This window comes from Rhodocaloribacter sp. (assembly GCF_056451265.1).
The window spans coordinates 72,618-96,634 of the sequence record NZ_JBWOPL010000075.1; the positions used below are offsets into that span (position 1 = coordinate 72,618).

Below are 24,017 nucleotides of genomic sequence, written 5' to 3' on the forward strand. Positions count from 1 at the left end.
GGCGGATCCGCCCTCATTTCCCGGAGGACTTCCGCACGCCGACGCCATCCACCCGCGGCGGCGCGTTCTTGACGTACGTCTCGAGCCAGCGGTTCGTCTCCCACAGCATGTGCAGAATCGACTCGCGGGCGCGATAACCGTGGCTCTCGTGCGGGAGCATGACGAGGCGCACCGTTTTGCCGAGACCTTTGAGCGCGTGATAAAAACGCTCGCTCTGCATCGGGAACGTGCCCGAATTGTTGTCGGCCTTGCCGTGGATGAGGAGGATCGGCTCGTTCACCTTGTCGGCGTTCATGAAGGGCGACATGCGGAAATACACCTCCGGCGCTTCCCAGAAGGTGCGCTCTTCGTTCTGAAAGCCGAAGGGCGTGAGCGAGCGGTTGTACGCGCCGCTCCGGGCGATGCCGGCGCGGAAGAGGTCCGAGTGCGCCAGCAGGTTCGCCGTCATGAACGCGCCGTACGAGTGCCCGCCGATGGCGACGCGCTCGGGATCGACGACGCCGCGCCGCACGCCCTCCTCGATGGCGGCTTTGCCGTTCATGACGAGCTGTTCGACGAACGTGTCGTTCGGTTCCGCATCCCCCTCGCCCACGATGGGCATGGACGCCCCGGCGATGACGGCATAGCCCTGCGTGACGTACGGCACCGCGCCCCAGTAGCTAACGCGCTTGAAGCGATACGGCGAGGTGGCCACCTGCCCGGCGGCGGCGGCGCTCTTGAACTCGCGCGGATACGCCCACACGAGCGCCGGCAACGGCCCGTCGCGCTCGGCGTCATAGTCCGCCGGGAGGTAAAGCGTCGCGCTGAGCTGAAGGCCGTCCTCCCGTGCATAGACCATGAACTCCTTCCGGATGTCCATCAGTTCGGGATACGGGTGAGGGAAGCTCGTCAGCGCCGTGAGCGCACCGTCCCGAAGGCTTCGCGCGAAATAGTTCGGCGGCTCCGTGGCGGATTCACGGAGGGTCAGGAGCTTCGACGCGGAGGCATCGAGGAAGGTGAGGGGCTGCTCGTAATACGGCGCCTCGGAGCGGAAAAGCTCGTCCGTCGCGCCCGTGGCGAGGTCCATCTTCCGGACGAACGGCCGGTTTCCCTCGGGCGAGGCGCCGTTGCCGGTCAGAAAGATCGCGCGCCCTCCGTCCGCCGTGACGAGCGTGTGCGTGCCGCGCGCCGTCGGCGCCGTCATCGGACGGCCGGGGTCGCGGTAACGATCCTCGAAGGAATAGTCCAGCAGCACGCGCGGCTCGGCCCCCGGCTCATCGGGCCGGACGGCGTAGACCCGGCGGCGGCGCGTGGCCCACCACGACTCCGAGACGAGCGCGAAACCGTTCTCGCTCCACAGGACTCCGTCATAGCGAAGCGGCAGTGTGATGAGCGGCGTCGGCCCGGCGGAGAAGGGTGCTTCGAGCATGAAGACGCGGTCGCGGACGGCGGCCTCGGCGCGGGCGTCGCCGGCATCGAGGGCCTCCACCCAGTACAGCGTAGCCGGGGCGTCGGCGCGCCAGGCCACGTCGCGCACGCCCGTCGGGACCGAGCCGCGTCCGCGGGGCACCTCTTCGGCCAGCGGCAGGTCGGCGAGCGTCTTGACGAGCCTTCCGTCACGGTCGCGCACCTCGATGCGGCGAGGGAAGCGGTAGGCGGGCACCAGATACGAAAACGGCTCGTGGATCGTCTCGATGAGCACGTATCGCCCGTCCGGAGAGGGCATCGCCTCGGCGATGAGCCCCGGCTCACCGAGCGGCGTCACTTCGCCGTCGAGTGAGACACGCACGACCTGCGAGGTCATGAAATGGGTGAAGAGCGCTTCGTCATGCCGATCCTTGAGCAGATCCCGGTACGTCCGCACGGGCGCGGCCTTGCCCACGTTTTCCTGAACATCCGGCCCTTCGGGCACGAGGGGCGCGGGCGGCGGCGCCCCCCGCCCCGGCGGCACGGCGCGGACGATGAGCGCCTGGCCGTCGGAGACCCACGCGAACGGAGCGCCGTAATAGACGTTGTTCACCGCCACGTCCGCGAGCCGCCGCGCCTGCCCCGTTGCCGCGTCGGCCACGTACAGATCGATGCGGTCGAGGCCGCTCACGGTGAAGGCAAGGCGTCGCCCGTCCGGCGACCACGCCACGTCGCCGATGCGGGCCTTCTCGGGCAGCCCGCCGACGACCTGCTCGCGCCCGTCGGCGAGCCTCCGGATCGTGAGGCGGTTGAAGGCGCGCGCCCGGCTCGGCCCGCTGTTGCGCGGGTTGATGCGCAACCCCGCCAGCCGGAGCTCCGGCTGCGCCAGTTCCTCGATCGACGGCAGGCTCGGCTGCTCCATCAAAAGCAGATGCGCGCGATCCGGGCTGAGATCGACCTGCGGCGTCACCGGCGCATCAACCAGGCGGGCCAGCGCCTCGGGCGGCGTCCGGTACCGCTCCTGCGCCGACGCCCCGGCGACGAGCCACCACAAACCCGCGAAAACGAGAAACAGCCGGAAAAAAGGGAGAAGACGGTTCATGACACGGAGAGGCTGAGTGAGGAGAGTCCTGTCAGAAAAAGCATCAGAGACGACGCATTCTCCACAATATAGAGAAAACACACCGGTTTGAAAGGAGCACGCAACCGAAGGGAAACCAGGCGAAAGAAGCCGCGCGCGGTCGAAGAGAAGTGCGGAAAGGACAAAAAAAGACATCCGGCCCCACCGCAAAGCCGGATGTCTTGATCTGAGCTACTACGTAACAACAGAAGATCCTGTCGTCGCGTGGGTCCAGTATCGGGATTGCCGCGGGAGAAATATGCCGGGCTTTCTTGAATTCGAATGTAGGGAAATGCCCCGCGTCCATGCTTCCTGCCGGGGTCTGGGAAAAAACCCCATGCCCGGTTGGGCCGAATCCCCATTTACGAACCGCTCCCTCCGGCGATATATTTATCACACCCTGCAGATGTAGGGTAAGGGGGTTTCAATAATGGGTGATCGGAATGGGTTCGTCCTTCGGGGCGGACCCATTCTGTATTTTTATGAGGTTTGCGCCCCCGGTTCGGTCATCCCTAAAAAAACGCTCGCCGCGTTGCCGATGGACGGCATGCGACGAGCGTCATGCGGGAGGAGCACAGGCGAAAGCAGCGCCGCATCAGGGCGACGCGACGAGGGCGCTCATGAGAAACCGCGCGGAGAGGGCGCGTACCGGCTCGCGGGTCGGTCGGCGCCGCGCACGGGCGGGCGAGGCGTCACGTACATCCACGACCCCGATACCGGCTCCGACTCTTCCTTCGACGCCGCCAGCGCTTCGCAGGCCATGTGGAGCCATTGGCGCGCGTCATCGTCGTGGAGCAGCGTGGAGAGCACGGCGCGGCGTTCGTCCTCGGGCAACGTGCCGGAGATAAAGGCCGCCATCGTATAATCGTCGAGCGTCGTGGTCGTCATCATCGAAAGATCCCTGAACGAAGGTGGAGGGGAACCGGCCAAGCGCGCGAGGCGCGAGTCGTTTTGCAGGTATCGGCTGCTCCGCCGATTTCTTTAAGCGAGGTCAACGAAGATGATGCCACACCCGCGAGACGGCTCCGCCGCGGTTTCTCGCCCGGACGCGCCGCCCGGCGTGCGGCAGTTTCGCCCGGGACGCGGCAAAGGCTGCCGCCGAGCCGCCATAAAAAAGCGGCGACTCCCTGTCGGAAGCCGCCGCCGTATCGGAAGCGAGAAGCGCAATGGCCGTCACTCGGAGCCGAGCACCGAGAGCCCCTGCTCGAAGACGATATCGACCGGGATGCCGGCCTCCGAGAGCCGGTCGAGGTCGGCCTGAAGCTCCGGACCGACCTGCGCATACTTTGCGACGAAGGCGGCCACGCCCTCGTAGTCGCCATCCCCCTGGAAACGGAGGATCTTCTCCGAGAGCGCATTCATCGCGTCGGTCATCTTGTCGAAGTTGACGCGGTACGTGCCCGTGTCGGCGTCGCGCTCGAACGCGCCCATCTCCTTGAAGAAATTGAAGCGGATCATGTTCGCCCGCCCGTGCGCACTCGAGGCGCCGAAGCGCACGGAGCGAAAGATGCCGGCGAGGAAGGTCGCGTAATTGTCCATCAAATCCACGTCGAGCTCGCCCGCCTCCTTGAGCTTCGAGACCATATACAGCCCGAGGATGTCCGCCTTGCCCTCTTCGAGCGCCGAAGCGTGCTCGCGAAGCGCCTGCCGCACGGTTCCCGCGCCGTCGAGCGTGTTTTTGATGCCGAGCCCGTGGGCCACTTCGTGAAACATCGTGTTGCCAAAGAACGCGTCGAACGTGATGTGATCGCGCTGATCCTCGGCGATGAGCACATCGGCGATCGGCACGAGGATCTTGTCGAACTTGGCCCGCATCGCGTTTTTGAGCTGAAGCCGGCGCGTGCCCTTCTGAAGCTGCACCTCCTCGTCGTTCGGCAGGTTGATGGCTATGGTCTTCGAACCTGCATTGCAGTCGCCCGCATAATAGATCACGTCGTAGGCGTTGAGGTCGGACTCGGAACCGGGCGTCTCCTGCTTGTACGCGGGCGGGACGGGCAATTGCTCCTGAAGCATGGGCAGGAGCTGAATGTACCGGGCGAGGCGCTCGCTCCATTCCCGGTCCTTGACGAGCACGTACGCCTCCGCCGACGCCTTGTATCCGAAGAGCTGATCCTCATACGTTTCGATGGGGCCGATGACCACGTCGATCGTGTTGTCCTTCATGTCCATCCACGCGAAGTCGCTCGGCTGATATTCGCTGTTGACGAGCGCCTCGGAGCGGAGTTCGAGGTAGTGTTTGAGGCCCGGCTCTTCGGCGAGCGCGGCGGCGGCGCGGAGCTGCTCGGAGGCCGCCTTCATGTGCGGCTCATAGGCCTCGTGATAGGGCACGGGGCGGAGCTGCTCGTCCTCATCGCGCACGACCACCGTGTACAGACTCTTGAGAGCCGGGTTCGCCTCGGCGGCGGCCTCGAACTCCTCCCGGGTCATGTTCTTCGGATAGAAATTCGCGCCCGGCGGCTTCGGCCCTACGCCTTCGATGAACGGCGCGTTGCCGTTGAGGCGGTCCCACGGTCCATAGTTGATTTCGGCGAACCGCTTGAGCGCCGGGTCGTCGATGGAGGCGAGCAGCGCGTCCCGGTCGCCGTATGCCTGTTGCCAGAAGACGGCATCCATCTCGTGGGCCGCGGCAATGAGGCGGGGGATCATCCGGCACTCGGCCTCCGAGAGCGCGCTCAGGTCGGTGGTCAACCGAAAACTCGTGTACTTGGCGAGCAGCGCCTGCGCCTCGGGGCTGCCCTGCGTGACGTCGTACATACCGGTGGGTTCGGGAAGGTTTTGATCGGCGAGAAATTCCCGGCACGAGAACGCGTCTTCGGGAGTATCTTCGGGGGGCGTCGCCTCGCAGGCGGCCAGCAAGAGCGCGCCGGAGAGACAAACCGTGCTGAGGAGGTGTTTCATCATGAACGTCGGGGAATGAGGCGAGAACGTCGTGTGGGTGTGGGCAGATTACCGCCGCCGGAGCCTCCTATCAAGGCCGAGCGAACGAAAACGCGGCAAACTCCGGAGGACGGCGCCTCACATCGACTCGAACGTGCGCGGCAGGCTTTCGTCGGTCAGAATGACGAAGTCGCCGAGGCCGCCGTATTGCTTCGCGTCGAAGGTGTGGAGGTCTTCGCTCGAACGCACGGCGATGTTGAGGATGCGCACGCCGGGGCGGTATCGCCGGAGGTGATCCGGCGTGCCGGTGCCCTTTTCGACGTGGAAGCCGCCAACCATGTGGAGCACGAGCGCACCGGGATGCCGCGTGAGGTAGTCGGCGATGGAGTAAGCCATCGTTGCATCCCAGAGGGACTGGGCGTCGAGCATGAATCCCATGGGCGCGTGCATGGGCGCAGCGGACTTCGAAGCGCGCGTCGTGTCGGCGTGCGTGGCCCCGGCCGTGGGCGCTTCGGTGGGCTTCGTGTGCCGGGCGGTGTCGCGCATGGCGGCCATTTCCGCCATCGAAGCGGCCATCAGGCTGTCCCACTTCGCCTTGTACGCGGGCGTCGCCGGCATGTACGGAAGCGGCGGAAGGTAGGCCTTCGCCCGGTCCGAGAGCGAGTCGAGCGAGGCCGGGCCGAGCCGGGTGACGCGATTCACGTACCGGCGCGGCGCATTCGCCGCGATGACGTCGAGCCCGTGCGCGCGGGCCAGCTCGACGAGCGGGCGATAGTCCGTCTCGTAATTCTTCCAGGGACGGCTCTCGGCCCGAAACGTCTTCTCCGTGATGAGCCCCGCCAGATATTCGTCGAGGATGAGTTGCGTGTCGCGGGCGAACTGTTCGAGCGAGAGCGCCACGGGACGAGAGGCCCCATACCGGGCATACGCCTCTTCGAGCAGCCGTTTCTGAAGAAAGTGCGCCACCGGATCGTTGTGCTCCTCACCGACGAACACCACGTCGACCGTGTCCATGGCGGCAAAGACCTCTTCGAGCGTGGCGGGCGTGCCGTCTGCCCGGTACACCCGGTAATGATCCGGCGTGATCTCGACCGAGTCGGCGGGGACGTTCTGAGCCAGAGCCGTGAAAAAGGGCGTCAGAAAAAGGCTCAGCAATAGCACCGTGCGCATGGGGAGTTTGGTCGCTGTTTGGGAAGGAAAGGGGAATGCGTTCGCGTCCGGGGTCAGGCTCGGGCCTCAGTGCCCCCGGCGGCGGCCCCCGCGGCGGCGGCCGCCCCGGCGATCTCCGCTCCCGTGGGGTCGAGACGGCTCGCCTTCTCCGGCGTCCTCAGCCTCCTCCGCCGGCTCCTCTTCCGCCTGCGGCTGCTCCGGCGCACGGTGCATGAGCTGGTGATACACGTCGTCGACGAGCATGGCAAAGAGTTCGGGCTCTTCCTGCGCCAGTTCTTCGACGAGGGGCACGAACCGCTGAAGTCGTTCGCGTTCGAGGTTGCTTTTCGTGCGGAAACGTTCTTCGAGGACGGCAATCATGCGCTCGGACACGCGCTTCTCGACGTCTTCCTGACTGGGGACGTTCATTTTTTCGAGGGCTAGGTCATATCGATGTGCGATGGCCAGCAACGCGCGTTCGTCTTCGAACGTCGCCAGGACGATCGCCGTGCCGGTCTTTCCCGCGCGCGCCGTGCGCCCGGACCGGTGAATGTAGTACTCCGGATCGTTCGGCACGTCGTACATGAAGACGTGGCTCAGATCGGAAATGTCGATGCCGCGCGCGGCCACATCGGTGGCGACGAGGAAGCGAAGCCGCCCCCGCCGGATGCGGTCCATCACCCGCTCGCGCGCGCGCTGCTGAAGGTCGCCGGTGATGCTGTCGGCGTCGTAGCCGTAATTTTTGAGGAACTGGGCCAGGTACTCGACCTCGCGCTTGGTGTTGGCGAAGATGATGGCCGACTCCGGGTTCTCTATCTCGATCAGCCGGACGAGCACGCGATCCTTCTCCATCGGGTCCACCTTGTAATACCGGTGTTCGATGGCGTCGACGCCGACCTGACCGGCGCTGAGCGAGAGGAAGCCGGGTTCGCGGAGAAACTCGCGGGCGAGGGCGCGCACCTTCGGGGGCATCGTGGCGCTGAACATGTACGATTGCCGCTTCTCCGGCAGGTACCGTTTCAATTGCCGCATGGCCGGATAGAACCCCATCGAGAGCATCTCGTCGGCCTCGTCGAGGATGAGCAGCCGGAGGGCGTCGAGGCGGAAGGTGCGACGTTCGAGGTGGTCGAGGATCCGGCCGGGCGTGCCGATGACGACCTGTGCGCCGTCTTCGAGCGCGCGGATCTGCGGCCCGTAGCGGACGCCGCCGTAGACGAGCGCCGCCTCCAGTCTCGGCTCGGCGCCGCTCATACGCACGAACTCCTCGTGGATCTGCCGCGCGAGTTCGCGTGTGGGCGTCAGGATGAGGGTCTGAGGAGCTTTGAGCTCGGGGTCGAGCAGTTCGAAGAGCGGCAGCAGAAACGCGCCCGTCTTTCCCGAACCCGTGCGCGATTGCACGATCAGGTCGCGTCGGTCGAGCAGGTAAGGGATGGCTTTTTGCTGAACCGGCATCAGGCGGTCCCATCCCGCCGCGTCGACGGCGGCGCGCACCCGTTCCGGCAAGGTGTCGATCGTGGCGTCGGGCAACGGCGCCTCCGGCTCCACGTAGGTTTTTTCGGCCTGTTTTTGCTTGGCGAGCTCCTGTCCGCGTGTGGTGAGGTCAATCACCCGTGTATACGGGCTTCCCGAATTCGAATCGTTCGGCATAACGTCGCTGTTTCCCTTTAAAAGTCCAAGGTCAGAGAGAGAACGCCGCCGGTCGCCGAACGATCCGCCTTCGCAAAAGACACACGATCACATGGCGAGGCCGCCGTCGACGTGGAGGACGTGCCCGGTGACGTAGTCGGCGGCGGATGAGGCGAGAAAGAGCACGGCGGCGGCCACATCTTCGGGGCGGGCGGGCCGTCCGAGCGGAACCGTGCCGAGCATGGCCTCGCGGGCGGCGTCGGTGAGCTTCGCCGTCATGTCCGTCTCCACATACCCCGGCGCGACCACGTTGACCGTCACGCCCCGGCTGCCGAGTTCTTTGGCGAGGCTCTTCGAAAAACCGATGATGCCCGCCTTCGAGGCTGCATAGTTCGTCTGCCCCGCATTGCCGACGACGCCGACGACCGACGAGAGGTTGACGATCTTGCCGCCGCGCTGCCGCATCATCGGGCGATAGACGGCCTTCGAAAAGTTGAAGACGCTCTTGAGGTTCGCCGCGATGACGGCGTCCCAGTCCTCCTCTTTCATCCGAAGCATGAGGTTGTCGCGGGTGATGCCGGCGTTGTTGACAAGCACATCGACGGATCCCCAGGCGTCGAGGACGCCCTTGACGGCGGCTTCGGCGGAGGCGGCTTCGGCGGCGTCGCCCTGAAAAACGAGGACCTCGACGCCCCGGCTTTCGAGGTCGGCGCGAAGCGCTTCGGCGGTCTCGGTCGAGGATCGGTACGTGAAGGCGACGCGCGCGCCGGCGTCGGCGAAGGCTTCGACGACGGCGCGGCCGATGCCGCGCGTGCCGCCGGTGACGAGCGTGTTCTTTCCGGTCAGATCAAGCTGCATGATCACGATTCCTGATGATCGAGAAGGGCGAGGACTTGTTCGGCGGCGCCGGCGGGGGCCGTCTCGACGTCGCGCCCGAGCGTGCGGCGGACGAGGCCCGTGAGCACCTTTCCCGCGCCGACTTCGACGAAACGGGCGGCGCCGTCCTCGCGCATCCGCACGAGCGTCTGCGCCCACTTCACGGGAGCCGTCAACTGATCGAGGAGGCGCGCCCGGATCTCCTCGGGGTCGGTCGTCGGCGCGGCGGTCACGTTCAGATACACGGGGCAACGCGGGGGGCGGATCTCGAGGTGGATGAGCCCCTGCGCCAGCCCGTCGCGGGCATGCTCCATGAGGGGCGAGTGGAAGGCGCCGCTCACGGGCAACGGAAGCGCCCGCCGCGCGCCGCGCGCCTTCGCCAGAGCAATGGCGCGATGCACGGCCCGGACGTCGCCGGAGACGACGACCTGGCCGGGCGCGTTGAAGTTTGCCGGGTGCACCACCTGACCGTCTTCGGAAGCCTCGAGGCACACGCGTTCGACGCTTGCGTCGTCCATGCCGAGGATGGCGGCCATCGTGCCGGGGCGCTTCTGCCCGGCCTCGGCCATGAGCCGCCCGCGCAGGCGCACGAGCCGCAAGCCGTCCTCGAAGGCGATCGCTCCGGCGGCGGCCAGCGCGCTGTACTCGCCGAGGCTGTGCCCGGCCGCCATGTCCGGCAAGCGGCCGGCGGCTTCGAGCACGGCCATCGCCGCGAGGCTGTGCACGTAGAGGGCGGGCTGCGTCACGTCGGTCTGTTTGAGCGCTTCGGCTTCGGCTTCGGCATCGCCGCCCGCACCGAACATCCGCTCGCTCAGCGGGAAGCCGAGCGCCGCGTCGGCGGCCTCGAAGCGGGCACGGGCCTCCGGAAAGCGTTCGTACAGATCCCGCCCCATTCCGACGTATTGCGAGCCCTGACCGGGAAAGAGAAAAGCCGTCTTCGACATGGTGAAGGTTTTGAAGCGGTTGCGTCCAATGATTGCGGGCTGCGAACCGGGTGATCTCCCGGCGCGGGATTATCCTTCGGCGACCATCTCGGCTTCCGCCGACGCCGCCACCTTGTCGCCGTCATAGGCCCATTTCACGTACATCGCGCCCCACGTGAAGCCGCCGCCGAAGGCCGAGAGCACGAGGTTGTCACCCCGCCGGAGTTCGTGCTCCCAGTCGTTGAGACACAGCGGGATGGTGGCCGCCGTCGTGTTGCCGTACCGCTCGATGTTGAGCATCACCTTGTCCTTCGTCAGGCCCATGCGGCGAGCCGTGGCGTCGATGATGCGGAGGTTGGCCTGATGCGGCACGAGGTAGCGCACGTCGTCGCCCGTGAGACCGTTGCGCGCCATCACCTCGACGGACACGTCGGCCATGCCTTCCACGGCATACCGGAAGACCTGCCGCCCCTGCTGATGGAGAAAATGCATCTTCTTGTCGATGGTCTCATGCGTGGGCGGGTTGAGGCTTCCACCAGCGGGCATGCACAGCAGATCCGCCTGCGCGCCGTCGATCTGCTCGATGGTGTCGAGGATGCCGTAGCCCTCGTCGGCGGGCTCGAGGAGCACCGCGGCGGCGGCGTCTCCGAAGAGCACGCAGGTGGTGCGGTCGGTATAGTCGGTGATGCTGCTCATCTTGTCCGCGCCGATGACGAGCACCTTCTCATGCCGACCGCTCTCGATGAAGCTTGCGCCGGTGGAGAGGGCAAAGAGGAAGCCGCTGCACGCCGCCGAGAGGTCGAAGCCCCAGGCCTTCGTTGCGCCGATGGCGTGTTGCACGAGACAGGCCGTGGCGGGAAAGAACATGTCCGGCGTGACGGTGGCGACGATGACGGCCTCGATCTCGGAGGCGTCGATGCCGCGTTTGCGAAGCAAATCCTTTGCGGCTTCGGCGGCCATGTAGGCGGTGGCCTTATCCTTGTCCCAGAGGATGCGTCGCTCCCGGATGCCGGTGCGGCTGCGGATCCACTCGTCGTTGGTGTCGACCATCTTTTCGAGGTCGGCATTGGTCAGGCGATCTTCCGGAAGGAAGCGCCCGACGGCGGTGATTGCTGCGCGTGCCATGTCTTCGACGGGTTTACGGTGGGTGGGTGGAGCAAAGGAGGGAGCGAGCGCCTCGGCGGGCGGCCTCAGCCGGTGAAGGCGGCGGCGATGAACCCGGCCACGTCCTCGCGCGCGGCCTCGGCGCCGGCGAGGACCATGCGCTCGACGGCGCGCGCCGACGATCCGCCATGACCGACGAGGACGTTGCCGGCCACCCCGAGCAACGGCACGCCGCCGAACTCCTCGTAGTCGAAGGACCGGAACGCTCCGCGCACGACGCGGGCGACGAGGGCCTGTTCCTCGGGGGCGAGTTTCTGCCGCTGCATCTCTCCCCCGATGAGCTTCGGCAAAACCGAGGCCACGCTCTCCCCGAGCTTGAGAATGATGTTGCCCACGAAGCCGTCGCATACGATCACGTCGGCGGTGTACGTGAGCAGGTCGCGCCCCTCGATGTTGCCCCGGAAGCGGAGTCCCGGCGTCTCGGCGAGGAGCTTATAGGCGGCCTTGGCCTGCTCGTTGCCCTTGCCCGGCTCCTCTCCGATGTTGAGCAGCGCGACGGTGGGGTGTTCGCGATGAAGCGTGCGCTCGGCATAGATGGCGCCCATCTGCGCAAACTGCACCAGATGCTCGGGCTTGCAATCGACGTTGCTGCCGACGTCGAGCACCACGGCGGGCTTCCGCTCCAGATTCGGGTAGAGGGTCAGCAGCGTCGGACGCGCGACGTTGGGCAGGCGGCCCAGGATAAAGAGGGCCGCCGCCATCACCGCGCCGGTATTGCCCGCACTGACGAAGGCGTCGGCCCGCCCTTCTTTGATCGCCCGGAGGCCGAGGTGGATCGACGAGCGCGGCTTGCTCTTGACCGCCGCCGTCGGCGCCTCGGCCATCCCGATGACTTCCGGCGCATCGACCACGGTGAGCTTCAGTGCCGGGGCGTCCTCATACCGGCCGAGTTCTTCACGCAGGCGCGCCTCGGGGCCGAACAGCAACACGTCGAGGTCGTCCGGCTCGCGCCGGCACGCCGCCACGGCCCCCTCGACGACCACCGCCGGCGCCTGATCCCCGCCCATCGCATCGACCGCAACTCGAATGCTCATAAACGATTCGGTTCGCTAAACGATCTGATTCTGACTTCACGGCGGGGCCTTTAGCGCCCGCGCGCGCCGGCGGCAAGATACGACGCCGCCGGTTGAAAGATAAAGAAACACGCTCTCACGGCGGCTGCGCCCGGTGTCGCGCAACCGCCGTGAGAGCGTGCCGGAGGCCAAACACAGCCTCGGAGTCGTTAACCGATCTCTTCGCGTTCGATCACCTGACGCCCGCGATAATGCCCGCAACTCGGACAGGCACGGTGCATCATCTTCGTGTCGCCGCAGTTCGGGCACTCCATCAGGTCAGGCGCTTTCAGGCGGCTGTAGTAATGCGCCCGGCGCGAGCGCGAGCGCGCCTTCGAATGCTTTCGTTTCGGATTAGCCATGGCTATACCTCAAAAAATTTATGTATGCAATGCCAAAAAGGTGGTCGAGGCAACGGTCGGCCCATCAGGGCTCGGGGACGTCGTCGGAGCGCAGTTGCCGGAGTGCTTCCCAGCGGGGATCGACCTCGCCCTCGAAGCCGAACTGCACGGGCAGTTCGAGTTCCTCGGCGCCCGGCGCCACTTTGCGCACCGGCACGGCCAGCAAAAGCGTGTCGCGCACCACGTCGGTCAGGTCGATCTCCGTGTCCGCCGGGGACAATGGCCGCACGTCCTCGCCGGAGGCTTCGAGTTCGGCCACCATGTCGGGGGGCGCGAAGAGCACGGTATACGCACCCTCTACGGGCCGGTCAAAGAGCACCAGGGTTCGATCACACTCCAGCGTAGCGACGGCACGGGCCGTCAGACGCACGAGCAGGCGATCCCGCTGCACATCCAGCCGCATCTCCACCCGGACGTCCCGGAACGCCTTCGGCTCGAGACCGAGCGCTTCGGCCTCCGGGCGCGCCTCCAGGAGGTGCACGCCGGGTTTCAAGGCAGCGACGTTGATCCGCAACATAATGCTTCTATCGGTAAAAAAGCAGGCTGCCGGATGGCAGCCTACTCGTGTCTTTCGCATCGCAGAGAAGCATCAACCAAGTTAGAAAACAGAGGTTTCCTTTTCAACCGGAAGAATCTCAACCTTTTACCGAAAAGTACGTGAAGGACACGCCCGAAAAGCCTGCCGTCCCCCTTCCGTTTCTTCTGTGAAATCGCGCCCAAAGCGCTTGAAGTTATACCCCGGAATGGTTACCATGCTACCGCGTTGCGAGGAAGTATGGCCTCCTGCTGAACACCCACAGCCGCCCCTCGAAAACCTGAGTCCTAGATCAGGTTTTTTGTGCTTTTGCCCCGCCATGTGCGCGTCGATGCCGTATGCTGGGTTCTTCTGCCCTGCGCCCGGTCTCTGCGCCGCCAGGCATTGCCGACCTCAAAGTAGCTCACCGACCTTTCATCCTTCGTCCGCCACAAATGTGGGTAAGTTGTTAATAACCTAACCTTACTCGCACGCGGTGTACCAGGGGAACGTCGGGGCTCAAGCACGCCGGGCATTGGACCTACCATGCCGCGCCGGAAACCCTACGGTAAGTTCTTTATAGCACGGTATTTGCGCACAATCGCGCCCTGTTGAAAACCTGTGCATGGATGTGGATTTCTTTTCATCATGCCCGGCGCTCCACAGGGCTGCCTGTGTCGAAATGTTGATAACTGGTGAATATGTCACCCGTAGGTGTTTTTTCGGAGCTTCGTTTTCCAGGCTGCCGCTCCTCGCTTCAATCCTTGGCACGTTGTACCGAGCCTGGCGCCTGTGCGCCCGGTTTTTTGCGTAGGCAGGTTCACAAGTATGGAGCAAAGCCCTGAATCGGTCTGGAAACAGTGTCTCGAGATCATTCGCGACAACATCAGCAGGCAAAGTTTCAAGACGTGGTTCGCCCCTCTCAAGGCGGTCGGTCTCGAGCAGGAAGGCGAGCTGACCAAGCTGACGGTCCAGCTTCCCAGCCAGTTCTATTATGAATGGCTGGAAGAGCACTATTTTGCCCTGCTTCGCAAGACCATCACGAAGGTCCTCGGTCCCCAGGGCCGGCTCTTCTACGATATCGTCATCGAGAAAGATGACGCCGAGACGGGCTATGAGGGCGCGTCGATGCAATTGCCCGCGCGTCGCCCCGCCAACGAACCGGCGGCCCCATCCTCTTCTTCTCCGCCGCCGGACCTTCCGCCGGTCACGCCGGGGTACTCGGCCCCGGGCACGGCCCCGTCCTTCAGCGCCGTGCCCGGCTCCCCCACCGAGCCCATTGCAAACCCCTTTGTCATCCCGGGCATCCGCAAGGCCGACATCGACAGCAAGCTCAACCCGAACTATACGTTCGAGCGCTTCATTGAAGGGGACTGCAACCGCCTGGCCCGCAGTGCGGCGCTGGCCATCGCACAGCAGCCCGGCGCGACCAGCTTCAACCCCTTTCTCGTCTACGGCGGGGTCGGTCTCGGGAAGACGCACCTCATCCAGGCCATCGGCAACTACCTCAAAGCCAACCGAAAAGCCGAGTCGGTCCTCTACGTTTCCAGCGAGCGCTTCACCACGGAGTTCGTCCAGGCGATTCAGAACAACCGGGCCAGCGACTTCTCTCTCTTCTATCGTCAGATCGACCTGCTCATCATTGACGACGTGCAGTTCTTCGGCAAGAAAGAGAAGACCCAGGAAGAGTTTTTCCACATCTTCAACGCGCTCCACCAGAGCGGCAAGCAGATCGTGCTCTCGGCGGACCGCCCCCCGCGCGACATCCAGGGTATCGAGGAGCGACTCCTCTCCCGCTTCCAGTGGGGACTCTCCGCCGACCTCCAGATGCCCGAACTCGAGACCCGCATCGCCATCCTGAAACGCAAGGCCGAAGACGACGGCATCGTCATCAATGATGAGATCATCGAGTTCGTCGCCCATCACATCAAGAGCAACATCCGCGAACTCGAAGGCGCGTTGATTCGCCTGCTCGCCCATGCCACGCTTCACAAACGCGAGATCGACCTGCCCCTGGCCAAAGAGGTGCTCCGCGACCTGATCAAGGATGCGCGCGTCAGCCTGACCATCGAGCAGATCCAGAACGTGGTGTGCGACTATTTCGGCATCCCGGAGGATCTCGTACGCGCCAAAACGCGCAAGCGCGAGGTGGTGCAGGCGCGCCAGGTGGCGATGCATTTCTGCAAAAAGCTCACCCAGCACTCCCTCAAAACGATCGGGCTGCACTTCGGAGGACGCGACCACTCAACCGTCATCCACGCCTGCCAGAGCGTCCAGAATCAGATCGAGACCGACCCCAAGTTTCGAGACATGATCGAGGAGATTCACCATAAGATCGAGGTCCGCAGCCGCTGACGGAAGCGCGGGCGTCGGCGAAGCCTGCTTTTTTCGGACGTCTGAGGATCTTCGGAGTGGTTTTTGATTAAGACTTAGGCGCGCCCTTCTCTCTCCTCGTCGCCGTGCGCGCCGGGCGACGGGCGCCGCGGCCGGAAAGCTCGCGCCCCGGGTGGATTTGTGGGGCCGGTCGTGCGTAAATTACGCCCCCTTTTCACGAGACCACACGCAAGCCATGAAGTTCACCGCCTCCAGTGCTGAACTCCTCAAAGCGCTGACCACGGTCAGTGGAGCCGTTCCCTCGAAGAGCACGCTGCCGATCCTCGAATGCATCCTCTTCGAGCGGGATGACGACATGCTCCAGCTCAGCGCAACCGACCTGGAAATCTCGATTGTAAAGCGCATGAGCGTGCCTTTCGAGAGCAACGGCACCGCCGCCGGCAACCGGATCGCCGTGCCGGCCAAGCGCCTGCTCGACACCCTCCGCGCCTTGCCCGACCTGCCCATCGTGTTCACCGCCGACGATCAGTTCAACGTCACGCTGCGCACCGATCAGGGCCACTACAAGATGGTCGGCCACGATGGCGCGGACTATCCCGCGCTGCCGGAACTCTCGGGCAACGTGCGGATCGAGACGGAAGGAAAGCTGCTTCGCCGGGCGATTCAGAAGACCCACTTCGCGGTCAGCAAGGACGCCCTGCGTCCGGCCATGATGGGCATTTATTTCCAGATCGGCGCGGATCAGGGGCGGGCCGTCGCCACGGACGGCCACCGACTGGTGAAGCTGACGCTCAGCGAGATGACCAGCGCCGCGCCGGTCGAGTTCATCGTGCCGGAAAAAGCGATGACGCTGGCCGGGCGCATCGCCACCGACGCTGCCTGCACCATCACCGTCGGTGAGGGCTATGCCGGCTTCGACTTCGGCCACTCCCGCGTGCTGGCCCGCCTGATCGACGAGGCCTATCCCAATTACGAAGCCGTAATTCCGGTCGAGAACGACCGTCGGCTCGTGGTCAACCGCGACGCCATGCTGGCCGCCGTCAAGCGTGTGGGGCTCTATTCCTCGAGCATGACCAACCAGATCCGCCTCTCGCTCAAGTCCGATCAGGTCGAAATTTCGGCCGAAGACATCGAGCGTTCCAGCGAAGCCCGCGAGACGGTCCTGTGCGAATACGACGGCGAGGACATGGTGATCGGCTTCAACGCGCAATACCTGACCGAAGTGCTGAGCAACATCGATTCGGAGGAGGCAACCTTCGAGTTCAGTTCCCCCAACCGCGCCGGGGTGGTGACGCCGCACGAGCAGCACGAAGGCGAAGAAATGATGATGCTCATCATGCCGGTGATGCTGAACACGTATGCCTGAACCCGCTCACTCCGTCCCTTCTTTCGAACGCTCGGCCTCGCGGGGGCCGGGCGTTTTTTGTGGGGTCCTCGTAAGCACCGGCCTCACGGCGCGCCCCGGGCAGACGAGGCGCGAAGCCTCCGGAGCATCTCGCGGGCCTCGTCCATGCGGCTCCCCTGCCCGTTCACCACGGCCTCGAACGCCGCCTCGGCTTCAGAGAGGTTGCCCTGCGCCAGATAAATCTTTCCGAGGAAGAACTGCGCCTCCAGATAGAGGAAAGTGTTCGGCTCCTCCATTTCGACCACCTTCTTGAGGTAGCCGGCGGCCTCGCGGAGCCGCTCCGCATCATAGTGCGGAAAGAGCCCGAGGGTAGACGTGCGCGCTTCCCCGAGCGCATCCATGGCCCGGAAGTACAGGCTGTCGGCGGGGCCGGTCATGAACCCCCCGTTTCCGGAGCGCACGTGGAGGCCATAGAACGCGCCCGCATCCTCGTCGAGGTGAAGGGTGCGGTCCAGGGCAGGGCGCGAGGCTTCACTGATGACGAAGAGCACACCATAGAGCGCGACGAGGGCCAGCGACGCCGCCACGGCCCAGCGCGCCGGGAGGCGGGCCAGCCGGTGGAGACGCGCCGGACGTCGGGAGGCGCGGTCGGCCACGCGGCGCGGTTTCGGCGGGCGGAGCGCGGGGGGACGTTCGCCCTCGCCCGGCGGCTCCAGGGTGTATCCGGCCAGCCGCTCGAACTGGGCAACGGCATCGCTCGCCGCCTCTAACTCCCGCATCCTCCGCTCGAAGATTCCATACCGTTCGCGGAGCGCGGCGTCGTTTTCCAGCGCGGCCTCGAGGCGAGCGAAAACCCCTCGGAGGCCCTCGGGCATCGGATGGCTTTCCAGGAAACGCATCGCCACGTAGTAGGCCAGCACCGAATCGCCGGGCGGCTGTCCGGCGAACGCCTGCGCCTCCTTCACCAGGTTCTCGAAGGCGCGAACCCCCGCGAGCAACTCGGACAGTTCCGGATGCGAAGCAACGTAGGCATCCACTTCGCTCCGCTCTTCCGGCGAGAGTTCGCTGTACAACAGAATTCTTTCCTCGATTGGCTTCATGATTCAGGAGCCTGGTTGATTGGCCCAGAGCCTATCCATGCGCGCGGCTTTTCTTCGGGGCGCCCGTGCCGTTGTCCAAAACATGCGACGGCAGGGAAACCGTTCGTAAATCCGTTCTCCCCCGGCACGATGCGCTGCGCCGCAGGGGGGGACGGCGTCCTTTCGCGATCTTGTGCGCGGCATGGAGTTGAGCGTAAGGGATACGGTGGCAAAAGTCTTTCCTCCCTAAAACACAAAGCATCATACAGCCATAACCTCCTTAACCAAAAGTTCAAACTTCTTCCTCCTCCATCAGCGCGCGGAGCGCCGGGTCGGCCTGCAATCTCCTGCGGGCCTTGTTCACATACGCGCGAATGATGGGAAGCTCCTTGTCGGTTGCCGCGCCGATTTCGGGATACGACAGTCCCTCGACGAAACGCAGGGTGGCCACCTCTTGCAAAGACGGAGGCAGGCGCTCGATGGCCCCCAATATCGCCAGTAAAATCATCCCCCGATCATAGGGCTCATGATAGACGAGCGGGACCGTGCGATCCGGATCATCGATAGAGAGATGTTTCCGGCGACGCGTCACATAGTTGAGGTACGTGTTCTTACAGATCACGCTCACCCAGCTGGCGAAGGGGGCATCACACTCCAGGCGGTCGCGGCTTCGTTCGATCTTCTGATACGTCGATTCCACGAGGGTGTCAAAATCCGACGCGTGGTAGCCGGGATCGCGCATGAACTTGAGCAGGTAGTACCGCCGCACGTAACAGTACGTCCACAGATCCATGATGCGGCGCGAGGGCTCCGCTTTGTCTTCACACCACCGTTGGAAGGCCTCGTTCGCCCGAACGATGTCGTTCAGGTGAAAGGGTAGATGCGAAGCGACGGCATCGAGCGAACGGAGTGCTTGCGAGGGAATCATAGGCTACTACCGAGAGCCGAGCCGGTCAAAGTGGGTGGGGTAGGAGCAGGGAAACCGGCCGGGCCATCACAATATACAAAGACGGGGCTACATCGTGCGCAGGCATTCCCGAGAAGCGCCCGGGCAGCGACGAGACCCTCGGAGACCACCCGCCGGGCCTTCTCGGGGCAGACAAAAGCCCCGGCGTTCCGTCAAGATTGAGGGAATATTCCCCCCGGGGGAAAACTTGAAGGGGCCGTCCCGCGTGTTACGGCCATCGAGCGATTCGGGGCCCCGGTCAGGGATGCGGGAGCGCCCCGGCAGGGTTTGACAAAAGCCTCGGAAGGTCGTATTTTGCGAGACTGGCGTCCCTCTCGACGCCGATCATGAAACGCCGAGGCCGTCCGCCTCACCGAGAGATCCTCATCCGGTCGATTTCGCCCGGATATTTTTATGATAGAGCGCCCGGCGCCCCGCCTTTTCGGTGGAAACGGCGCCCGCAGCATGAGCCGGAGATTCTCATGGATGCCAACAGCTTCAAGACCTACAGCCCCAAAGCCGGCGAGATCGAACGTCGCTGGCACATCATTGACGCCGAGAACCAGATCGTCGGTCGCCTCGCTTCGCGTGTGGCGACGATCCTTCGCGGCAAGCACAAGCCGGGCTATACCCCGCACCTCGACACGGGGGACTTCGTCATCGTCATCAACGCCGACAAGGTTCGCTTCAGCGGCAAGAAGGAGACGGCGAAGCAGTACTTCAGCCATAGCGGGTACCCCGGCGGCGTCAGTCTGCGAACGCCGAAGGAGATGCGCCGGCGTCGCCCGAAGTTCATCGTGGAGAACGCCGTTCGCGGCATGCTTCCGAAAGGTCCGCTCGGCCGCCAGATGTTCAAGAAGCTGAAGGTCTACGCGGGAGCCGAGCATCCGCACGAAGCACAACAGCCCCAGGAGCTCACGCTCTGAGCTTTCTCCAAAGATCATTGACCCATCACGTTATACTTCCAGGCTAAAAAATGGCAGCACTGGCTCAATATAACGCCGTTGGACGCCGCAAGACCTCCGTCGCCCGCGTCTACCTCCGCCCGAACGGAAGCGGCAAGATCATCGTCAACAAACGCGATATCGAAACGTACTTTCCGCTCAAGTGGCGACGCAACGTCATCCAGGCCCCGTTCGGAGCGACCGGGACGCAGGGACAATTCGACGTCGTCGTCAACGTGAAGGGCGGCGGCCTCACGGGACAGGCCGAGGCCATCCGGCTCGGCATCGCCCGCGGCCTCGTGGCTTTCAACGAAGAACTGCGCAAACCGCTCCGCGACGCCGGCTATATGACGCGCGACCCGCGCATGGTCGAGCGCAAGAAGTACGGACAGCCCAAGGCGCGCAAGAACTTCCAGTTCTCGAAGCGTTAATCCTACGGAGCCGGTTCGTCATTCGGGCCGGCTCTCTGTAGCTATCACACATACGGCCTGATGCGCTGTGGGGTGACTGCACCGGCAGTTTCACGGCGCAGGCGAGGGCCGTAGCGGCTCTTAACCCAACCCTCTGACCTCATGAGCGATACCCAGGACGTCCAGCAAGCCCAATCGTCGACCCACCGGGTCACCATCGAACAGCTGCTCAAGGCCGGCACCCATTTCGGGCACCTGACCAGCCGTTGGAATCCGAAGATGAAGTCGTACATCTTCATGGAGCGCAACGGCATCCACATCATCGACCTGACCCAGACGCAGAAGCTGCTCGACAGGGCCGCCGATGCCGCCACCCGCTTCGCCCGCCGGGGCAAGAAGATCCTTTTCGTGGGCACCAAGAAACAGGCCCGCGAAATCATCCGCCAGCAGGCCGAGGCATGTCATTCCCCCTACGTCGTCGAACGCTGGCTCGGCGGAACGCTGACCAACTTCCAGACCATTCGCCAGAGCATCCGCCGCATGGAGGAGCTCATCAAGATGGAGGAAGACGGCACGCTCGATCAGCTCAAGAAGAAAGAGCGCCTGATGAAACATCGCGAGCGCTTGAAGCTGGAAAAGGTGCTCACGGGCATCAAGGACATGGCCCGCCTGCCCGGCGCGCTGTACATCGTGGACATCAACCGCGAACACATCGCCGTCAAGGAGGCGCGCAAACTCGGCATCCCCATCATCGCGATGGTCGACACGAACTGTGATCCCGACCTCGTGGACTATCCCATCCCGGCAAACGACGATGCCCTGAAGTCGATCGAACTGGTCACTTCGGTCATTGCCGGCGCCGTGAGCGAGGGGCACAAGGAGAAACAGATCCAGGAGGAGACGGCCAAGGCGGAGAAGGCTCGGATCAAGATGGAGGCGGAAGCCCAGAAGGAAGCCGAAGCGAAAAAGAAGGCTTCCTCCAAGAAAAAACCCCGGAAGGGCGCTGCGCCGAAAGAAAAAGAAGGAGCCACCGCCGAAGCAGCCGCGCCGAAGCAGCCCGAAGCTCCCACGGAGACGACGCCCGCAGAGGCCGAAGCTCCGAAAAAGGCCGAGGCTTCCGGCGAGCCCGCAAAAGAAGGCTGATCCTTACACGGTCCCGACTTCTTGAAACAGCGGAGGGTTGGGCGAAACCGCGCCTGGTCCTTCCGCCTCTTCGATCTCGCAAGAACGTATTTCCCATAGAAGCTATGACTATCACGGCAAAAGACGTTAAGCGCCTGCGCGACATCACCGGCGTCGGCATGATGGATTGCAAGCGGGCGCTTCAGGAAGCCAACGGCGACTTCGAGGCCGCCATCGACATTCTCCGGAAGAAGGGCCAGAAAGTGGCCGCCAAGCGCGCCGACCGCGAGGCCAACGAGGGCCTCATCATCACCGCGTGCACCGACGACCATCGCGCGTGCGCCATGGTCGAACTCAACTGTGAGACGGACTTCGTGGCGCGCAATGAGGACTTCCAGGCGTTCGGACAGGAGGTGGCCGCGCTCGTGCTGCGCGAGCGCCCGGCCGACCGCGAGGCGCTGCTCGCGTTGCCGTTCAAAGACGGCCGCACGCTCGGCGAGGCGTTGACGGACCTCACCGGCAAGATCGGCGAGAAGATCGACGTCCGGCGCTTTGCCGTGGTGGCCGCCGATGAGGGCCGGGTAGTCTCGTACATCCATCCCGGCGCGCGCCTCGGCGTGCTCGTCGAGGTGGTCGGCGAAGGCGACCTGGAAACGGCGGGCCGCGACGTGGCGATGCAGGTGGCCGCGCTCAACCCGATCGCCCTCACGCCCGAGGACGTGCCGGCCGACGTGCAGGAGAAAGAGATGGAGATCGCCCGCGAGGCCGCCCGCAACGAGGGCAAGCCCGAGCACATCATCGACAACATCGCCCGGGGCAAGCTGAAGCGCTTTTTCAAGGACAACGTCCTCATAGAGCAGCCCTTCGTCAAGGATGCTTCGATGACGGTGAAAGAGATGCTCAAGCAGGCCAACGCCCGGGTGAAACGATACGTCCGCTTTGCTCTCGGCGGCTGAGCCCGACGCCCGGCCGACACCATACAAGGGCGCGTTTCGCAGCATGCGGGGCGCGCCCTTTTTTGAAGCCGACATCCCGCGCGCCCTTTTGCAAAGAACCCGCCCAGGCTGTAGCTTCCCGCCATCCATGAAAGAAGAAACGTCGCACATGCCCAACGGCTCGACCGAACGGAACCCCTCCCTGCGCTACCGACGCGTGCTGCTCAAGCTCAGCGGCGAGGCGCTTCTGGGATCGAAAGCCTACGGGATCGATGCGGAGATGCTCTCGCTCTACGCCACCGAGATCAAACAGGTGGTCGAGGCGGGGGTGGAGATCGCCATCGTCATCGGCGGGGGGAACATCTTCCGGGGCGTGAACGCCTCGGCGGGCATGACGCGCGCCCACGCCGACTACATGGGCATGCTTGCCACGATGATCAATGCGATGGCCCTGCAGGATGCGCTCGAACAGACCGGCGTGTGGACGCGCCTGCAGTCAAGCATCAAGATGGAGGAGATCGCCGAGCCGTTCATCCGGCGGCGCGCCATCCGCCACCTCGAAAAGGGCCGCGTGGTCATCTTCGGGGCGGGCACCGGCAACCCGTACTTCACCACGGACACCGCCGCCGCGCTCCGCGCGCTCGAAATCGACGCCGAGGTCATCCTCAAGGGCACCCGCGTCGACGGCATCTTCACGGCGGACCCCGAGAAGGACCCCACGGCGGAGCGGTTCGAGACGATCTACGGCGACGAGGTGATCCGGCGGGGCCTGCGCGTGATGGACCTGACGGCCTTCACGCTGTGCCAGGAATCCCGCAAACCGATCATCGTGTTCAACATGAAAACGTCGGGCAACCTGATGCGGATCGTTCGGGGCGAACCCATCGGCACGCTGGTCCACTGGAACGGAACGGAAGCCGAACCGGCCCGCTGACCCGGCCCGCTGACCCGTTCGTCCGCCCTTGCCCACGAAACCGTAGTCCGGAGGTCGCACATGCTACACGAAGACATCGAGCTGATTCTCGAAGACGCCGAGGAGCACATGGAAAAGACGCTGGAGCACCTGCGTCATGAGTTGAGCGCCATCCGCGCCGGGCGCGCCACACCGGCGATGCTCGAGAACATCCGGGTGGATTATTACGGCACGCAGACGCCGCTCAACCAGATGGCCAGCGTCAGCGCGCCGCAGCCCGACCTCCTCGTGGTCCAGCCCTGGGACCGCTCGGCGCTCAACGACATCGAAAAAGCCATCATGGCGGCCAACATCGGGCTCAACCCGTCGAACGACGGCAACATGATCCGCATCCCCGTGCCGCCGCTTTCGGAGGAGCGCCGGCGGGACCTCGCCAGGACGGCGCGCCACCGGGGCGAGGAAGCCAAAATCGCGATCCGGAACATCCGTCGTCACGCCAAGGACGAGATCAAGAAAACCCAGAAGGAGGAGCACCTCCCGGAAGACATGCGCTTCGAGGGCGAGGAGCGGCTCCAAAAACTGACCGACCGCTACATCGAGAAGGTGGACACGCTGCTGCATCACAAGGAAGCAGAGATCATGGAGGTCTGAAGCGCAGAGGCGGGCGCTCGCCCCTCGCGAAACAAGTCGCCCGAATGCGCATACTGACAGCGACTGACCCCTCCCGGAGAGGTGCCCGAGCGGCTTAAGGGGCACGCCTGGAAAGCGTGTGTACCGGCAGACCCGGTACCGTGGGTTCGAATCCCACCCTCTCCGCATCGAAGAGCCGGAATGCGCGCGCACTCCGGCTCTTTCGTTTCCGGTCCGAGCATGGCTTCGGCCCGACTTTTTCGAACGCGAA

At 64.5% G+C, this 24,017-nt stretch carries 21 protein-coding genes and 1 tRNA gene; 9 read left to right on the forward strand and 13 right to left on the reverse strand.

Annotated elements, in window-relative coordinates:
- Positions 1–13: 13 nt before the first annotated feature.
- The 11 genes from AC1HIY_RS13885 to AC1HIY_RS13935 form a co-directional block, all read right to left on the reverse strand.
- On the reverse strand, positions 14–2,488 hold the full coding sequence (locus tag AC1HIY_RS13885; RefSeq protein ID WP_479577341.1) for a S9 family peptidase: 2,475 nt from the start codon (positions 2,486–2,488) through the stop codon (positions 14–16).
- 636 nt (positions 2,489–3,124) lie between these two features.
- Positions 3,125–3,394: a hypothetical protein gene (locus AC1HIY_RS13890; protein ID WP_479577342.1), complete on the reverse strand. Its 270-nt coding sequence runs from the start codon at positions 3,392–3,394 to the stop codon at positions 3,125–3,127.
- A gap of 285 nt (positions 3,395–3,679) precedes the next feature.
- The gene (locus AC1HIY_RS13895; protein ID WP_479577343.1) at positions 3,680–5,407 is read right to left on the reverse strand and encodes a dipeptidyl-peptidase 3 family protein; all 1,728 of its coding nucleotides are present in this window, start codon (positions 5,405–5,407) and stop codon (positions 3,680–3,682) included.
- A gap of 114 nt (positions 5,408–5,521) precedes the next feature.
- Entirely contained in the window at positions 5,522–6,553 is a 1,032-nt protein-coding gene (locus AC1HIY_RS13900; protein ID WP_479577344.1) for a ChaN family lipoprotein, read from the reverse strand.
- Positions 6,554–6,619: 66 nt separating this feature from the next.
- Positions 6,620–8,140, reverse strand: coding sequence for a DEAD/DEAH box helicase (locus AC1HIY_RS13905; protein WP_479577345.1), 1,521 nt, complete (start codon positions 8,138–8,140; stop codon positions 6,620–6,622).
- Positions 8,141–8,266: 126 nt separating this feature from the next.
- Positions 8,267–9,016 (reverse strand): 3-oxoacyl-[acyl-carrier-protein] reductase, encoded by a 750-nt coding sequence (gene fabG, locus AC1HIY_RS13910; RefSeq protein WP_479577346.1) that lies wholly within the window; start codon positions 9,014–9,016, stop codon positions 8,267–8,269.
- A 2-nt stretch (positions 9,017–9,018) separates the two neighbouring features.
- Complete coding sequence (fabD, locus tag AC1HIY_RS13915; RefSeq protein WP_479577348.1) at positions 9,019–9,978, reverse strand: ACP S-malonyltransferase; 960 nt, start codon at positions 9,976–9,978, stop codon at positions 9,019–9,021.
- 69 nt (positions 9,979–10,047) lie between these two features.
- Positions 10,048–11,082: a beta-ketoacyl-ACP synthase III gene (locus AC1HIY_RS13920; RefSeq protein WP_479577349.1), complete on the reverse strand. Its 1,035-nt coding sequence runs from the start codon at positions 11,080–11,082 to the stop codon at positions 10,048–10,050.
- A gap of 65 nt (positions 11,083–11,147) precedes the next feature.
- Entirely contained in the window at positions 11,148–12,155 is a 1,008-nt protein-coding gene (gene plsX / locus AC1HIY_RS13925) for a phosphate acyltransferase PlsX (RefSeq protein ID WP_479577350.1), read from the reverse strand.
- Positions 12,156–12,343: 188 nt separating this feature from the next.
- Positions 12,344–12,535, reverse strand: a complete 192-nt coding sequence (gene rpmF / locus AC1HIY_RS13930) for a 50S ribosomal protein L32 (protein ID WP_479577351.1) — start codon at positions 12,533–12,535, stop codon at positions 12,344–12,346.
- Between the two features lie 64 nt (positions 12,536–12,599).
- Positions 12,600–13,091 carry a YceD family protein gene (locus AC1HIY_RS13935; RefSeq protein ID WP_479577352.1) on the reverse strand — a complete coding sequence of 164 codons (492 nt, stop codon included), beginning with the start codon at positions 13,089–13,091 and terminating at the stop codon, positions 12,600–12,602.
- Between the two features lie 825 nt (positions 13,092–13,916).
- Here AC1HIY_RS13935 and dnaA point away from each other — a divergent pair.
- Complete coding sequence (dnaA, locus tag AC1HIY_RS13940) at positions 13,917–15,443, forward strand: chromosomal replication initiator protein DnaA (RefSeq protein ID WP_479577353.1); 1,527 nt, start codon at positions 13,917–13,919, stop codon at positions 15,441–15,443.
- A 214-nt stretch (positions 15,444–15,657) separates the two neighbouring features.
- Positions 15,658–16,788 (forward strand): DNA polymerase III subunit beta, encoded by a 1,131-nt coding sequence (gene dnaN / locus AC1HIY_RS13945; RefSeq protein WP_479577354.1) that lies wholly within the window; start codon positions 15,658–15,660, stop codon positions 16,786–16,788.
- A gap of 83 nt (positions 16,789–16,871) precedes the next feature.
- On the opposite strand, the gene AC1HIY_RS13950 is transcribed toward dnaN, so the two are convergent.
- Both AC1HIY_RS13950 and AC1HIY_RS13955 read right to left on the reverse strand, forming a co-directional pair.
- On the reverse strand, positions 16,872–17,867 hold the full coding sequence (locus AC1HIY_RS13950) for a tetratricopeptide repeat protein (protein WP_479577356.1): 996 nt from the start codon (positions 17,865–17,867) through the stop codon (positions 16,872–16,874).
- A 271-nt stretch (positions 17,868–18,138) separates the two neighbouring features.
- Positions 18,139–18,774, reverse strand: coding sequence for an RNA polymerase sigma factor (locus tag AC1HIY_RS13955; RefSeq protein ID WP_479577357.1), 636 nt, complete (start codon positions 18,772–18,774; stop codon positions 18,139–18,141).
- A 500-nt stretch (positions 18,775–19,274) separates the two neighbouring features.
- Between AC1HIY_RS13955 and rplM the strand changes: the two genes are divergently transcribed.
- From rplM to AC1HIY_RS13990, 7 genes are all read left to right on the forward strand, one after another.
- The gene (gene rplM, locus AC1HIY_RS13960; RefSeq protein ID WP_479577358.1) at positions 19,275–19,718 is read left to right on the forward strand and encodes a 50S ribosomal protein L13; all 444 of its coding nucleotides are present in this window, start codon (positions 19,275–19,277) and stop codon (positions 19,716–19,718) included.
- A gap of 50 nt (positions 19,719–19,768) precedes the next feature.
- Complete coding sequence (gene rpsI / locus AC1HIY_RS13965) at positions 19,769–20,167, forward strand: 30S ribosomal protein S9 (protein WP_479577359.1); 399 nt, start codon at positions 19,769–19,771, stop codon at positions 20,165–20,167.
- Between the two features lie 141 nt (positions 20,168–20,308).
- On the forward strand, positions 20,309–21,289 hold the full coding sequence (rpsB, locus tag AC1HIY_RS13970; protein ID WP_479577360.1) for a 30S ribosomal protein S2: 981 nt from the start codon (positions 20,309–20,311) through the stop codon (positions 21,287–21,289).
- 104 nt (positions 21,290–21,393) lie between these two features.
- Positions 21,394–22,224, forward strand: coding sequence for a translation elongation factor Ts (gene tsf, locus AC1HIY_RS13975; protein WP_479577361.1), 831 nt, complete (start codon positions 21,394–21,396; stop codon positions 22,222–22,224).
- A 127-nt stretch (positions 22,225–22,351) separates the two neighbouring features.
- On the forward strand, positions 22,352–23,137 hold the full coding sequence (pyrH, locus tag AC1HIY_RS13980) for a UMP kinase (protein ID WP_479577362.1): 786 nt from the start codon (positions 22,352–22,354) through the stop codon (positions 23,135–23,137).
- Positions 23,138–23,197: 60 nt separating this feature from the next.
- Positions 23,198–23,767, forward strand: a complete 570-nt coding sequence (gene frr / locus AC1HIY_RS13985; protein WP_479577363.1) for a ribosome recycling factor — start codon at positions 23,198–23,200, stop codon at positions 23,765–23,767.
- Positions 23,768–23,842: 75 nt separating this feature from the next.
- Positions 23,843–23,932: transfer RNA gene (locus AC1HIY_RS13990), tRNA-Ser, on the forward strand.
- Positions 23,933–24,017: the final 85 nt, after the last annotated feature.